This window comes from Bdellovibrio reynosensis (assembly GCF_022814725.1).
GTDB lineage: Bacteria > Bdellovibrionota > Bdellovibrionia > Bdellovibrionales > Bdellovibrionaceae > Bdellovibrio > Bdellovibrio reynosensis.
In genome coordinates this window covers 3,301,865-3,317,300 of the sequence record NZ_CP093442.1, presented here as the reverse complement: position 1 = coordinate 3,317,300, position 15,436 = coordinate 3,301,865, and the positions used below count along the sequence as shown (strand labels likewise).

Here is a 15,436-nt window from a genome sequence, read left to right as displayed (position 1 = left end):
CTATCCCTCTTTAATTTCTGTGGCGGGACTTAATCCCCAGGCTTTTAAAATCTCAAACTCTTCTGCTTGGGACATGGCTTTTTTAAATTTTGCACCGGATTGACCGCTCACTCTTTTCTGACAAGAAGGCCAATTTCTATGGCGATACACCAATCCACCCAAATTGCTCAAATAACTGAACGCTTCTTTTTTCGCAGCTCCAGCTTGACGCATTTCTGGTAAAGAGTGATCGCCAGGGACATCCAGCAGATTTACTGAATAAGTATTGTAAGGCCCTGTGTACAACTGCACATGATCGTTTTTAGAAAAACCAACGGCGATACGATCACAACGTTCATTACCCGGGGTTCCAATGTGACCACGGGAATATCGCCAGTCAATTTTTCCCATGGCGCTGCGAGCTTGAACGACTTTGGCGATTTCTTCCCACAGGTCCCGGTTAGAAACGTCTTCGCCGTCTGCAGTTTTCCAGTTGCGCTTGCGCCAGCCCCAGATCCACTGGGTGATTCCGCGAATCAGGTAAGTAGAATCCGTGTAGAAGTGAATGGGCTCTGCGCGGTGGGAAACTTGTCGTAATGCCTCAAGGGCGGCCATCATCTCCATGCGATTGTTGGTTGTGGAATATTCACCACCACCCAGTTCGATAACTGAATTTTCTGGAAGCAGGATCACACTCCCCCACCCACCAGGGCCAGGATTACCAGAGCAAGCTCCGTCAGAATAAATCAGCAAATAGTTTCGATGTTGGTTTTCCACGGGGTTATCCTCGCGAGGGATGGCAGTGGTGTCAATGCTCAAAGCGGCGATGTGGCCATCTGCAAATATAGGAACAAACTTGGTCCCTTGATCAATTCTTAAACACCAGTATTACAAACTGGTGCGCAAAAGCCCTGGCACTTTCCCTGCAACCTTTTTGTCTGAAGGAGTTTGCAATGGCCCTACGATCAATACTTGGATTTTTAGTGACCCTTAGCTTAGCGGCTCCTGCATTGGCTAATACTTCTAAAAAGGAAGCCAAAGCCCCACCCAGTTCTTGGAGCGGTTTTGTGAACGTCAGTCGGTCTACAAGCCTTTATGATTTTCAAGATGGCACCAAACGTGACGGCATCGATTACATGGGCCGCGTGTCCTATCGTATTTCAGAAAACTATTCGACACGTGCCCAGATTGGATATAGCCAAGATCTTATCGATTATGAAAATGATGATGTATCAAATCTTTCATTCAACTTTTCTAGAGCCGCGGTTTCAGTCGGAAAATACCTTAAAGGTGGATATTTATTGGGCTTAGGCCTTCCCACGTCCCGTGATGCAAGCAAGTTCCAAAGCTTGCAAGCAAGCGTTTCTGGGGGCGTAACTGCGGCTATCAATCCTGATCTTTTACTAACAGGTTTTTCGATCAGCGGCAGTGCCATTTTTGTTCGAAATTTCCATCAATATATCACTCGCGCTGATGGGCCGGTGAACACGGAATATGCTGCGAATCAAAGCTTAAGTTTTGCCTACAACTTTAGCTCTGGCGTGTATATTTCTGCTAGTTTTGCGTATGTTTCGGTGTTTTCTTATCAAAATGTGATGCGCAATTCTTTTGAAATCAGTCAGGATATTGGATACCAAGTTCACGACCACTTATCGCTTTCCGTGGGCCACACTAATGGCGGATCAGCTTTAAAGGCCAATGGAACTGATTCCAATATCCAAATCCTGAATGAAAATGACTCTACCGTTTACGCTTCTGCTACGGTCTTATTTTGATTCCGTATTCTTCATAGTGACATAGTAAACTTTTTCGATGCTGTTAAACGTAACGCTGTAAGAAGTTGGATAAATTCCATTCTTCGCATAGTGCAACGGCGTCGGAATATTCGCGTGGTGGGATTTTTTAGACAAGAAAAAATCTCGGGTGATCATTGGTTCCACGAAGTTCATATCGCCTGCATAAAATCCATAAATCATGGTTGATGTGAATTTTCCGCCGTTTAATTCTGGAGATCTGCTATCCACCCAATGCCAGCCCATACCAGGTACTCCTTCGGGAGTCGGCACGTAGAAGGGCGGGATTTCTTCAGGTGATGGCTGAGTCAAACAAACCGCTCTATCATCTCCCATGCAAGTAATAGCCTTTTGCACTTCCGGTGGAATAAAGAAAAAATGAAAATCAAAGTGAGGCACGTTATAAACGCCATCAGGCTCATGCCCGTGGGGATTCCAATCAATGTTCATATGCGAATAGGGCGGAATGTTTAAAACCGATGGCAAGAACAACTCAAGGATAAACATATCAGGGGGTAACCCCTGCAATGCGCCTTCTGTAAATGCCATGCCTATGGCTTTAGGGAAGCCATCGCTGGTGATATCTGCAAAGGCCCAGGCCGAACCATTGCCGATACTTTTTTCTTCGCCGTTGATTATGAATGCTTGGGCATTAAAGCCGGCGAATAACAAACAAAGAAATAATACGAACTCCTTCATGAACCCTCCGTGGTCTTTTTTTATGCATGATTCTTTTAAAATTTCTGACGGACAAGAACTTGTAAAGATGGCTGCGTGAATACAACTGTTTCGTTTTGAGACGCTTTCCCTTAATTGTCCTGTGTTAAAAGTTTAAACGCATTTCTAACCTGAAATGGAACCTATTCAACATGAGAGTTCTCTACAGATGGCACCGTCAGTGCATTTATAACCTATTAGGAGAGAGTCACTGTTCCATAGCCTATATATTAGATATGGGTTTTGGGTGGTGACAAAAAGGGATCGGAGAACTCAATGACACCTAAGTCTCAATACGCAAAAGCCTTCATGGCCTTAGTTGCTTTGACACTGTTCGTATCAGGTTGTACGAAAAAACGTGATGCCTCGTTGTCTGAAAGCGAAGAGGAAACAATCTTTGCGATCTCTGAGTTTGGGCAGTTAAACCTTGATAACAGCTCACAAAAAGTTCAAACCGACGAGCGTTTGACTGAGTTGTCTTTAGGCGAAGCTTCAAAAGCGACAGCTGAAAAAGGCATGGTTGCAGTTACTGACGTTGAAGTTCCAAAAAGACTTAAATTCATGTTCAAAGGCTTGCAAATCACGGGTCAAGCAAACCGTTCTTACCCGGTTGTATTCTCTGTAGATAAAAAATATGTTACTGCTTATAAAATTGTTTCTGACACGACAGAACTTTCTATTTTGGAAAAGGAACTTGCAGTTTCTAAAAATGAAGTTCAGTTGCAAAAACAACTGCAAAAAACGTCTGACAACAAAAAAGTAAAATCATTGTTAGCTAGCCTTAAAGAGGCCCGCGCTCAAAAACAAGCGAAAAAGCAGGCATTGCTAGTTCCAATTTTTAAATACTCTGTAAAAGATTTCGGTACTTTGAACCGCACTAAAAATCAGTTGGGTGAAGAGACTTCTTCTTTAAGACTTAAATCCTCTGAGTGGGCTGAAGCAACACATATTCAAATTTCTAATACTTCGACAGATCGTTTGGCTGTTGGTGTAGATCCTAAAACACGTGGAAGCGAGTTAGACCGCACTTTTGTTATGAATAACATCAATAACAAAATCATGACGGCTGAAACTTTGAAAGAAGAATTCCAAATCTCTGTGAACCTTGCAAAAGACACAAAGATTCGTACCCTTCTTGACGTGGACGCTCTTCATATTTTTGAAATCGGTCAACTTGGCAAAACTGTTTTGACTGATTCACAATTGCAACAACTTAAACTAGGTTCTAACAAATCTAACATTCGCCAATGTCCTGCTGACATCGTGCAAGTTCTTCCAAAAGAAGAACAAGCAAACTGCATCATGATCTTGCGTTTTGATATTCCTGTGAAATACGTTCGCCCAGAACTTCCAGTTGCCGACCAAGACGGCAACCAAGATGCAGAAGTGACTTTCCGTGATACTACAGCCAGCAAAAATGTAGGTTTAGTGCAAATTTCTGCTAACGTTGAGCCAAAGAAAATTGAAAGCAACAATGAAATGGATCCTCGCACAATGATCCGCATTGCTGATATCAAAGATAAAGAATTCTTCTTTAAACGCACCCTTGAAGACGCGCCTGTAACTACGATGTTTGCCCCAGGTATGGCTGGCCAATTAACTATTGTGAAGTTCGAATTCCGCGAAACTCGTTTGATCGTACGCAAAGCTGATAAGCTTGTTGAATTCAAATCTGGATCAAATGATACAGATTACGAAGAGCTTATGAACATTCCAGTGAAGTACTTTAAGCATGACACTAAAACCGCGGATGGTTCTGACTATTCTGTAGTACGCCTTGTGCCTGCAACACGTGTGGATGCAGAAATTGTTGAACTTGACTGGACAAACAACTCACTAAGTTCTGATTACTCTCCATTCAGCTCACTTCAGGAAGCTTGCTTCCGTTCCGTTTCAAACACAGAAATTTCTGATGTTGATATGAGACTTGATAAAGGTGTTCTGAACTTTACCCAAGGATACTCTACGGGCCTAGTTGGTGAGTGTATTGCTGAATCAGCATTACCAATCAATGATTACAATGGTGTTGCTGGTTACCAAACAACTGCACGAATTAAGGAACGCATTTCCTTTAAACTAGTAGACCCTGCTACGAACGTGGCTTTTGCGCCGCAAGTTCCATTCCGCGCACAAAATGAACTTGGTTATGGTGTTTGGACAATCGGTAAAATGAACCCAACTGAAACTGGTATGTTGGGACGCGAAGGTCAAGAAACCAACTACTCTGTTGTTCATGATCTACGCGACGGTAAAAAGATCATGTACACTGTGACTGGTCTTGAACCTTCTGTGGACCTAGATCCAAAGATTCGCCAGATTTACAAAGAAACAGCTCGCAAGGTAGTTGATGCATGGGACTTCGCTTATAAACAAGCCTTTGCAGTAAAAAATGAAAAACGTGACGGTCGATATGTAGACATCCAATTCGCTGGTGAAAATGGAATTGAAGCTAAAGTCGGCGACTTAGATAAAAACATCATCCACTTTGAAAACAAGTTTAACGATAACCACGGTGTTCTAGGTGTTTCAATGGTGGGTTACAATCCCCGCTCTGGTATCGTTGTCGCTGACTCGTTAATTATTTACGCAGGTAACTTGCAGCAGTTCGTTGCAGGTTTCCAGCACACCTTAAGAAATAGTCTACAATGGAATGCAATGAAGGCTCACCTGCGCGACACAAAGGCTGCAGAGCTAAAAGCCAAAGATAAGTCTTCTAAAGAAGCGAAGACTGTGGGCGCTGTTGCTGTAGAAAAAGCCAAAGCAGCAAATCAGTTCACTCAAGGAGTTAATGGCTTACTAAAAGGAATTCGTTTGAACGGTAGCTCCTTTGTAAGTGCTAGCAAAGCGAACTTAGTTTCATCAGACATTCAAGCTGCGGTTAAGAATATGCAAGTTGCTGGTGCAGGCACATTTAAATATGCTCCACCACAAATGGAAAGCGCATGGATTGACCGTGTGCTAAGAAAACTTGCTGAAAACAGAAACATGGACGAACAAGAGCTGCAAGGTGTTGTAGCTGCAGAAATGCTTGCATCGAAAGAAGGCACTCTTACATCTGCCCAACGCCTGGATCTTCAGCGCGCGGTTCATACTGGTAAATTGCGTTCTAAAATGAATGCCTTGTTTAAGAATGCGCCTGGCTGTCTGTTAACGTCGACAGCAGATATTGGCCGCGATTTTGCCAATAAAAAATTCGAAGATGCATTAAGAGATATTCTTTACTTCGATCTGGGTCATGAAATGGGTCACTCTCAGGGTCTGACTCACAATTTCATCGCTTCTTTCGATAAAGAAAACTTCAAAAACATGGATGGAACAGATTCAAACAGAAACTATTCATCCATCATGGATTACATGCAACCAGGTAAATTTAACTGGGATGGCATCGGTACTTACGACATCCATGCACTTCGTGCTGCCCATGAAGGTTTGTTAGAGCTAAGTCCAAATGTCATTGAGAATTTGAAAAAACAAAACAAAGGTGGACTTATTGTTCAGGATAAGTTTATCAAAATCGATACTATTAAATCGAGTTTTGCACCTACTGGATGGAACAACTTCAGCAGCCACCAAATCAAGGGCATCTTGAAGCCATACAAATATTGCACTGATGTGCACGTTGGGTACGAACCACAATGTCAACGCTTTGACCACGGTACAAGCGCGACTGAAATCGTAGAAAATATCATTGAAGACTACGAACAAAACTATATCAACGGTTACCACGCTTGGGACAGAAACAACTTCGGCTTAGGCGCTGCGGGTAGAGCTATCGGTTCAAGCGCTTACAAGATGTTCACAATGCGCCAATTCTTTGATGAATTGTACTACAGGGAACAAGTAGGCCCTCACGATGCAGCAGAACTTGCCGATCTAGAGAACGCTGCTACGAAAGTGTATTTATTCTATAACCAAGTATTAAGAACGCCAGATGCAAATCTTGCTTTTAAAAATACAGATCGCTTCCAAGCAATAACTTATTCTTACCCAGAATTAGACAAGAATGGGAATGAGACTGGCGAGATGATTCCTGATGTGGCCCTTGTTGAAACTCGTGCCATTCAAACTCTTTCGGTTAATGAACACCGAATTGATACTGTTGGATACGAAAACGACAAAATCGCTGCGCTTAACTTCTTAACGATGAAAGGTTTCCCGCAGTATAAATACCGGTCTCAAAACATCATTTTCTCGTTCCTTGATTTTGAAAAGTACACTTTAGGAAAGCGTCCTGAAGAAAGCTTGTATGTGAATACTGTGACAGGAATGATGCTAGATGAATTGCAACCAACCTTTACAAACGACAAGGTTGCCTTGCATCCTATCGAAGGAGCAACCTCTACGATCACTCCTGCTATGACAACATATGCAGCAATTTACTCTATCTTTAATCTGGAGGCGGCAACGTTAAGAGATCAAGATAACTTTGCATCCTTGTTTAAAGTCGGCAGCAGTATCGGAAGTGCGCCTACTGATAGAATTGCTCTAAGCCAACTTGGCGTATCCGAAAGCAGCACGACTCGTCTTAGCTTCTGGGCCTTGGATAATGCGACTTCTTCAAATGCAATCCTATCGGTTGCAGCAGCTAAGAACTTCTTCATCCAGTCAGGTAAGGTTCTTGAACCACTTTTTGCGAAACTTTTCATAGCGCAGGTTCAAAGCTCTTTCGGTGGAGAAAAATTTAACGAGATGGTTGCAAAGGAAAAAGCAGTATTGATCGAAAAGTTGAACGAGTTAAATAAAGACGGCAAAATTGTTTCAGCAGACGTGGTAAAAGCGAATCCTGAATTGGCAATTGAAAAACAAATTGAATACATCATCGCTGAAAATAAGGAAGTGATTGCTTTAGCTATCGATTTACAAAATGCAACTGATAAAAAGCAGAATATGAAACCGCATCTAGAAAAATCTCGCTCTTTGAGAACTAAAACTTACTTAGCGGGTCAGGCCCTGCCTCTTCACTCGTTAAGCCAAAAAGCAGTTAAAGCTACTGGCGCGCAACTTGGTGCAGCCTTGGCGGAGCAATCCAAAAATCCATCCTTCAAAGGCTGGGGAAATTGGGCTTCGCAACTGGTGAATGGAATGCAGCTTGATGTTAGCTATGGTGTGATCATGAAAAACATCGAATTCCTAAGCAAGCTTACTTTGATGACGAACCCTGAATACAACAGATAGTCTGAAGCAGAATTAGGAAAAAAAAAGGAGAGCCGTAACAAGCTCTCCTTTTTTTTTAACTTAAGCAAACTAGCTATTCGCGATAGCTGCGATAGTAAACTTTCGCATCCGTGCCTAATACGAACACTAATTCTCTGCCATTGGCGCTGGATGTAGCACCCGGTCCGGATATAAGAGTTCCACCTAAAGAATCCCAACCAGACCAAGAAGATCCGTTCCACCACTTGTGCCAAAGAGCATTGTTACCGCCGCGAGCAAATACATCTATGTGATTAGGTCTCATTGAAGCCGCATCCGGGGACGAAGTTAAGGTTCCACCCAAAGATTCCCAGCCTGACCATGAACCGTTCCACCATTTGTGCCAAAGACCGTTATCAGTTCCACGCACAAACACATCGATGCGATTTGGTCCCCACGAGACAGCGCCCGGATCGGAAGTTAAAGTCCCGCCCAAAGATTCCCATGACCGCCATGAACCGCCAGCATACCAAAGGTGCCATAAGGCGTTGTCAGTGCCGCGAACAAAAACATCCAAGCGTCCGCCAGCCCAAGAAGCCACCGCAGGACCGGAAGTTAACGTTCCTCCTCTGGAAACCCATGCTGACCATGTTCCATGGCGCATTGTACGATGCCATAAAGCATTGTCAGTTCCACGTGCGAAAACGTCGATACGATTTGGACCCCAGCAAGCAGCTGCAGGTGAAGACGTTATAGTTCCACCCAAAGAAACCCAAGCCGACCACGAAAATCCATTCCAATGTTTATACCAAAGAGCATTGTCTGTTCCGCGCACAAAAACATCGGTGCGATAATTAGATCGTGAACAGGCTGCAGGATCTGAGGTTCCCGTCCCACCAATGTGGGCCCATTCATTCCAACCAGGATAGCTTGGGTCATCGTGGAGTGTTGATAAATCTGGCGGGCCCGCCACCACAAAAGCACTTTCATTTGCATCAGCCATCCGTGGCGCCACCGAGGCGACAGCGAACAATGCAAGCATCAATAAACCGAATCTAATACGCATAGCTCCTCCTTATTATTAGCGTAGGAATCATCGCTAAAAGTAACGAAGGAGCTAGTGATCAGCTAGGTTTAACTAAATCTTTGCTAAAAGCTTTTTGATTGTCTGTTATCTGAAATTGCCGTGTTAATTACCCGCGAAATTTCGGGAATAAACCTTCACCTTTAGTGAAAAGTTTTTTGCACCAAGTGACAAAGCTGTCTTCTGGCCCAGGCAAACGTTCAACTACGATCAAACCTTTTTGATGAAGTTTGCTGATCACAAGTTTAGTTTGTTTTTGTGTTTCAGGGCTGTGATCAAAACGAACGCCCACACCTTGTGGACCCTTGTAAACAGCAAGGCCGCTTACTTTGCATTCTTGATTTTCATAATTCCAAGCGACCTCAACCTTGTCGCCCTCATTTAATTGAGGGCCCGAAGTCATGAACATGCCACCTTGGGAAAGGTTTTTAATAAAAGCCGCTTGTCCATTCACAGTGCCTTCATGATTGAAGTTGTATCTTGGCGCCGCTTCCCACCAACGCATTCTTGGATCGAAATAAATTTTTTGAACCGAGGGCACAACGAAGTACGCCACAATTAAAATGTCCACTACAAGAACTGCAACTAAAGCAATCAGAGTTGGCCAGTTCATGCTTGTCCAATAACTATATAAGTTCGAAACAAAGATAAGTGCGATACATCCTAGGTACGCCCAGTAACTCCAACGACGGCACATATAAATGAATATACCTGCTAGAATCGGCAGGCCGATATAGACGAACAATAAATATTTCGGAAGAACATCAAACCAGTAATGCCATTGCTGAGGCAAAGTGCGCCCGGATCGCAAAGCATTTACAAGCATATTTCCGAATGGTGCTAGGATGTGAAGAAGCGCTAGGATGACAAGTGTCCATGGTTTTGTTTTCATACCTAAAATGATAGGTAACACTTAATAACTACACAAGGGAAAAGAGTCGTAAAGTCTCTAACATCCTTAGATCCAATTGTTCTAAACTGTCTAGAGTCTTGACCTTGACCACTTCATCCATTGGATAAACAACGGCCAACCTAATTTCCTGAACTCCTTCAAGGCGATTCATTTTGTAAAGAGCCCAAGCATAGGCTTCAAGCTGTTTAAAGGCAGTTTCTGAATATTTTTGTGACCCCGTTTTGTAATCCACCATCCACAGGCAACCATCGACGATTCCCCAAAGGTCGATTTGCCCCTGCATCAGAGAGTCATCCACCGTCAACGCAAAACCATACTCAACAAAACCTTGTTCAATGATTTTCAAAAGAGGAATCTGTTCGGAGCTGTTCAGGAACTGCAAAGGCTTTTTCAAATCTTCTTCGCAAATTCCCAATAAATCTTCATAGCTCGTATACTTCAAAGCTTCAAACAAACGATGGGCGTTTGTACCCTGTTGAGCGCGGGCCAAGCTTGGGCCAAGTTGTGACGCCTTCGGACTGTAAGCTGCTGCCGATGATTCCTTTTCTAGCGGAGACACCAATTCAGTGACCGAGATGTATTTACGTCTTTCAACCGTTTCTGAGGGCTGCCAAGCAGGACGCAAATCTTTATTGCTGATGCTTTCTTCCTGCATTTTTTCTGGGTGCAAGTTGTCGACGCGAACAACATAGGAAAAATCTTTTTCCTGATGAAAGCCTTCTTCTAAGTTCAAAGGACATTGTGAAGCCCAAGATTTCTTTCCGATATCTTTATCCCACAAAAGTGTCACTCCGGATTTAGCCCGGGTCAGCGCCACGTAAAGAACGCGGTTAAACTCTTCACTTTCACGTTCGCGAAGTTCTTCGGTGATTTGTTCAGATAGGATACTACCTGACATGCTTTGCGTTTCTGGGTCACGAACTTTTAAGGTCCATAGTCCATCAGTTTCGCGAATACTTAAAACAGGTGCGTGGCTAGCGCGGGGATCCTGCCCCATGCCCGGCAAAATCACATGTTCAAACTGCAAACCTTTTGAGGCATGCACGGTCATCAAATTAACCCTTTTAGGTTCAATCACCGGAGTCGCATCAGCATCTTCGCCACCTTCATCCGTAGAAAGAGCATCAAGACTTGAATCCAAGAAATCTAAATAATTAAATCCAGGACGACGTTCTTCCTGGCTTAACATCGCTACGACTTTCCAAAGGTTGGCTTCGCGACGGCCGGTGCCGTCGATGCGCGCGGAATAGTCAAAGAATCCAAGATCAATAAGCGCGCGTTTTAAAGTCCAGGAAAGACCTTTGGTTTCACTAAGAACTAATAGACCTTTCAGGATTTTTAACGGATGCAGATCTGGTAAAGTTTCAATGGTTTTTTGTGCTTCCTTCCAGAACGAGTGGCGATAACTATGGCAGTAAGATGCAATTTCACTATCTGAAAGTGCTAACCACGGCGAACGTAAAAGAGCGATAAAGTTTCCATTGTCATGGGGATTTACTAGAAATTTTAAAATTGCTAGAGCATCCATCACTTCCCGACGTTCATAAAATCCGCTGCCACTATGAAGTTGCACAGGAACACCATGGTCCTGGGCAACACGAGCGATTTGTTCTAAAGTCTTATGGGTTCTGCCAAGAATACAAATTTGCTCGGGGCTGAGGCCTTCTTTTAAAAGTTCTTGCGCGCGGGCCACCGCATTTAAAACTTCAGCAGAAATGTCATCTTCATCGCCCGTTTCTGACAAAAGCACTTGAACGACAGGATCCGCATTCCCTTTGCGCACTTTATCCGGAGCCGGCGTCATCGCCGCAAACTGACCTGAAAGTCGAGTGAAGTAGTGATTGAAGAATTCTAAAACTTCAGGGGATGAACGGTAGTTGGTTAACTTAACCTGAACATCACCTTTTTGGTTTTGAATCGTTTCGACTTTTTCTTGGAACACTTCCGAACGGGCCCCACGGAATAGATAAATACTTTGTTGTGGGTCCCCAACTACGAATAATGGCTTATCACCGATAAGATGATTTAACAGTTCCACCTGAACCGGGCTGGTATCTTGATATTCGTCGACCATCCAGAAATCCCACTCTTGGGAAAACTTTGTGGCTGCTTCAGGCGCGTCTTTTATAATTTTGAAAGACAAAGTTTCAAGGTCACTCATAGACAGCAAGCCTTTTTCAAGTTTGCTTTGCAAGAAATCCTGGCAGAAGTTTTTAGCCAGCTCTTGAAACAAAGCACAGTTTTGCTGATGCTTTTCCCAATATTCCGGGCGATAGCAGGCTTTTTCAGAAAACTTTTTAATTTGTTTTCTGATTTCTTCTAATTCGTCATTTAAATTTGCAGCAAACGGAGGTGTTGCTTTTCTGAATTGCGGCTTTGTTGGCGCATGTTCTAAAAAGCTATCTAAATGCTCAAAGAACTTTTGCCATTGACCGTCTTGAACCTGCCAAGGGAACGCTGCTAAAGATTGGCAGTATTCGATCCATTTATCATTCGTCGTTTCTTGTTGGATTTCAGTACATACCCGTCGCAATCGCGAACTTAAATCAGCAAGAGCTTTTTTAGCTTCTACTTCTTGATCGCCAGCTTCGATAAACTTCATGTCTGGGAAGATAACATTTTCCCCAAAATACTTTAATAAGGCTCCTTCAAGTACGGGGAAGTCATATTCTTCTAACAGCTCTTGAAGCTGCGGATTTTCAACTAGATATTTGCGCATAATCTTACGCGCGTTTTTTCTAATTTCGGATTCGCTAAGGATTTTATAATCAGGCGTCAGACCAATCGAAGCGCCGTAACGAGATAGGAACAGACTTAAAACCCCGTGGATCGTTGAAATCTGTACTTGGGATTTAGAGCTGACGAATTGAAACAAATCATCACGCTTTTCATCTAAGGCTTTTTTAAGCAAACGTTCTTTAAGCTCTTGGGTGGCCTTACGGGTAAAAGTGGTCACCACAATGCGCGGGAACTTTTTGTTTTGTTCTTTAAAGTCGCTTGCGAACTTTAAAAAAGTAGCCGTCAATGTGGTGGTTTTACCTGCACCAGCACCGGCACGCAGAATCGTATTTTTTAAGATAGATGTGGTGCCCGACATTGGCGCCTCCACTCACAGGATGTGCATTGGGTGTGTTCGACAGGTTTTGCTTCACACTCCCCGGCTTTGATTCGTTCTAAGGTTGCCATCATTAACTGGCTGAATTCTGAAAGGTAAGCTTCTTTGGTTTCAGCATTGGCATTTTTATCAGCACGTTTTGAATTCGGGTATAAAAGACCGGCGCGGTCTTCAAGTTTAAAACCCTTCTTACGATCAAACGTTTTAAAGACATAATAGAACAGACCAATGACTTCACCACTGACGTCTTCCATCAAGCCTTTTTCAATCACCCACATATAAAAAAGCAATTGCAGTTCACGGTTTTTAAACCACGAACCAGGTGCAGAGGTTCCACCTGCCGAACTTTTATAATCAATGACCACTAGATCATTTTCATGACCGTCAATGCGATCCACAGAACCAGAAATACAGAAGGCATTTTCTTTAGACTCTTTGGTGATTTCTTGAGTTTGGGGATCAATATAAAACTTAAACTGTTTTTCGCGACCCAGGGTTTTTGTTTTATTAAACTCTTGGCGCCATTTCTTTTCAAAATCCAAAAAGCGTAAGCCCAAAGATAAATGCTTTTTCTTTTGCGGAATCCACAGACGTTCATCAGCAAAGATTAATTTCTTTTCTTTACGAACGTCTTCTAGAATTTTATCTAGCTCTTCAGCGGTCCAATCAAAGCGCATGGGTTCCACTGTCAGCTTTTCAAATAATCCGTGGGCTAGCTGTCCACGCGTACGATGATCAACATCCAAATCTACTTCTGGAAGATCTTTTAGTTTAAAATATCTTTGCGCTGCAAAGACAAATGGACATTCTAAGAATGTTTTTAAAGAAGAGGCTGAAATTCGCGGAAGTTCTTTAGGACTGATTAAATCCTGGGGAAGCTTGCCTAGATCTTGCTGAATGCGCTTTTCAATGATTTCTTTTCGCGGCAACACCAAAGAACGCAAGCCCGGATCCACAGCGTACTGCAGTTCATCCCAGCGGGTTTCAGCAGGAACGGAAAGCACTTCATGCTCGCCTTCTAAGCTCATCCAAAAAGTCGCCGGTGAACATAGGGTTCCACTCAGATCCGTCGCCCCAAAGCAGTACACATCATGGGTGCTATCCGCTTCTGCTAACAGACGAAGTTCAAATGCCAAGTCACTTTGATCAGGGTTATCCAAGTAAAAACCAATATCCTTTGCGAGGTCAAAATAGTCCTGACCAGATAATTGGGTCTTATTGCGACTGCGCAGGGCTTCGTCGGTCATGCCTAAAAAAATTCGATATTGAACCTTGTCGCTGTAAGCAGACATTAGCTTCGTCACCATTAAACCTTGGGGATTGCCTTTTTCTAAAGTGTATTCTTTAGCAGCGACGATACTTTCTAAGTAACTAAGCCATTCTTTCCACACAAGTTTGTTAGAGCTTGTCGCATTCTGCAGAAGTTCGCGCAAAATCACCTGCACGATATCTGTTTCCTGGGAATGCCAATGCATAAGCGCTTTAGCGACAAATTCATCGCGTCCTAAAAGACCGCTCATATCTAGCTGATCATGGAAAACTTTTTGCACGATTTCGTTACGAGCTAAATCTTCATTCACATAAAGACTTTTAAACAAGGCTTTGAATTCTTCATAACGAAGCTGTTGCGCTTCTTCACGTTCAAAAAACGAAATCTCTAGGTCAGAACTTGAAAGGCGACCACTCTTAGAGCGTAAATACGCCAACCACCTTGTTACAGCTGGCAAGCTTTGCGCTTTGTGGGTGATATCTTTTTGAACAGGAATGCCTTCTTCTTCTAAGTAAGCTTGTAAAACGGGCCAATATGTTTCGATATCAGGCGCAATGATAGCGATCGATTCGGCTTTAATACCTGAATCCAACCATTGGCGACTTAGCCCAACGGCATTTTTTATTTCTGCCAACATCCCAGAAAATCTTAAGACTTCCTTACGCTTTTCTTTTTTAGAAACAGGCTTTAACGGTACAGGTTTTGGACTTTGCGCACGCAAGTCTTCGTAGGGCTTAAGAAGAAAATGAAAGTCTTCTTTCCACTCAGGGCTTGGTTCAAGAACAATGACATCCACAGAACGGGAAAGAATTCTTAAGATCTCAGCTTCTACTCTAGAGATCTCGCCACTTAGATCCACGATCAGGGGAATATTCCATACTCTTTCAAGATCATTGAAATTTTGCAAATAAGCCGTAATCCAATCGGCCGTGATGACTCGATGATCTTGCAAAAGTTTGATCGCGCAGAACCGGGCGCGAAGATACCATTCCTTCCAGCGATTCATAGCTTCAGGATGGTTTTCAAACCACTCTTCTAAGCGCTGTGTGCCTTCAGGGTGAAAAATCACTGCCGCCATTTGATCGATGTATGAAAAAACAGTGTCTTCGGCAGACGAATTGACACCCAGGATTTCAGCATGTTCATCCATGATCGTACGCAAAAGTGATCTTGCAAAAGGATCACTTACTAAACGCAAACCCGGATCCAAACGTTTTAAAAGAATTTTCCAAAGATCACTGGCGCGAAGAACGGATTCATCGATGTAGTGGCCTTCGCGATTTAAGATTTTCTGTTGCAGTTCAAATTTAGTGCGCAAGTCAGAAACAAGCCACGACTGAGTCTGTGGACTGTAATTTGCGAAGATCTCCGAAATCTGAGATCGACTCTGAATTGGAATGACTTGCAACATGAACGTACTCCAGCGACGCCG

8 protein-coding genes are annotated in these 15,436 nt (G+C 43.2%); 2 read left to right on the top strand and 6 right to left on the bottom strand.

Annotated features, from left to right (window positions below; translation table 11 throughout):
• Complete coding sequence (gene rnhA, locus MNR06_RS15460) at positions 1 to 756, bottom strand: ribonuclease HI (RefSeq protein WP_243537399.1); 756 nt, start codon at positions 754 to 756, stop codon at positions 1 to 3.
• A 176-nt stretch (positions 757 to 932) separates the two neighbouring features.
• Here rnhA and MNR06_RS15455 point away from each other — a divergent pair, with 176 nt between their 5' ends.
• On the top strand, positions 933 to 1,754 hold the full coding sequence (locus MNR06_RS15455) for a hypothetical protein (RefSeq protein ID WP_243537370.1): 822 nt from the start codon (positions 933 to 935) through the stop codon (positions 1,752 to 1,754).
• On the opposite strand, the gene MNR06_RS15450 is transcribed toward MNR06_RS15455, so the two are convergent.
• Positions 1,746 to 2,471: a DUF5602 domain-containing protein gene (locus tag MNR06_RS15450; RefSeq protein ID WP_243537368.1), complete on the bottom strand. Its 726-nt coding sequence runs from the start codon at positions 2,469 to 2,471 to the stop codon at positions 1,746 to 1,748. The genes MNR06_RS15455 and MNR06_RS15450 overlap by 9 nt on opposite strands.
• A gap of 294 nt (positions 2,472 to 2,765) precedes the next feature.
• Here MNR06_RS15450 and MNR06_RS15445 point away from each other — a divergent pair, with 294 nt between their 5' ends.
• Positions 2,766 to 7,664, top strand: a complete 4,899-nt coding sequence (locus tag MNR06_RS15445) for a zinc-dependent metalloprotease (RefSeq protein WP_243537366.1) — start codon at positions 2,766 to 2,768, stop codon at positions 7,662 to 7,664.
• A 73-nt stretch (positions 7,665 to 7,737) separates the two neighbouring features.
• Here the strand turns inward: MNR06_RS15445 and MNR06_RS15440 are convergent, their stop codons facing one another.
• From MNR06_RS15440 to MNR06_RS15425, 4 genes are all read right to left on the bottom strand, one after another.
• A complete protein-coding gene (locus MNR06_RS15440) occupies positions 7,738 to 8,688 on the bottom strand; it encodes a hypothetical protein (protein WP_243537364.1) in 951 nt (316 codons plus the stop codon).
• A gap of 127 nt (positions 8,689 to 8,815) precedes the next feature.
• A complete protein-coding gene (locus tag MNR06_RS15435) occupies positions 8,816 to 9,619 on the bottom strand; it encodes a PilZ domain-containing protein (protein ID WP_243537362.1) in 804 nt (267 codons plus the stop codon).
• A 7-nt stretch (positions 9,620 to 9,626) separates the two neighbouring features.
• A complete protein-coding gene (locus tag MNR06_RS15430; protein WP_243537361.1) occupies positions 9,627 to 12,716 on the bottom strand; it encodes a UvrD-helicase domain-containing protein in 3,090 nt (1,029 codons plus the stop codon).
• Complete coding sequence (locus MNR06_RS15425) at positions 12,692 to 15,415, bottom strand: PD-(D/E)XK nuclease family protein (RefSeq protein ID WP_243537359.1); 2,724 nt, start codon at positions 15,413 to 15,415, stop codon at positions 12,692 to 12,694. Before MNR06_RS15425 ends, MNR06_RS15430 begins: the two co-directional genes overlap by 25 nt.
• Positions 15,416 to 15,436 lie beyond the last annotated feature (21 nt).

Coding starts and splice junctions, on each gene's coding strand:
- MNR06_RS15455 (WP_243537370.1), top strand. CDS start 933: ATGGCCCTACGATCAATACTTGGATTTTTAGTGACCCTTAGCTTAGCG.
- MNR06_RS15450 (WP_243537368.1), bottom strand. CDS start 2,471: ATGAAGGAGTTCGTATTATTTCTTTGTTTGTTATTCGCCGGCTTTAAT.
- MNR06_RS15445 (WP_243537366.1), top strand. CDS start 2,766: ATGACACCTAAGTCTCAATACGCAAAAGCCTTCATGGCCTTAGTTGCT.
- MNR06_RS15440 (WP_243537364.1), bottom strand. CDS start 8,688: ATGCGTATTAGATTCGGTTTATTGATGCTTGCATTGTTCGCTGTCGCC.
- MNR06_RS15430 (WP_243537361.1), bottom strand. CDS start 12,716: ATGTCGGGCACCACATCTATCTTAAAAAATACGATTCTGCGTGCCGGT.
- MNR06_RS15425 (WP_243537359.1), bottom strand. CDS start 15,415: ATGTTGCAAGTCATTCCAATTCAGAGTCGATCTCAGATTTCGGAGATC.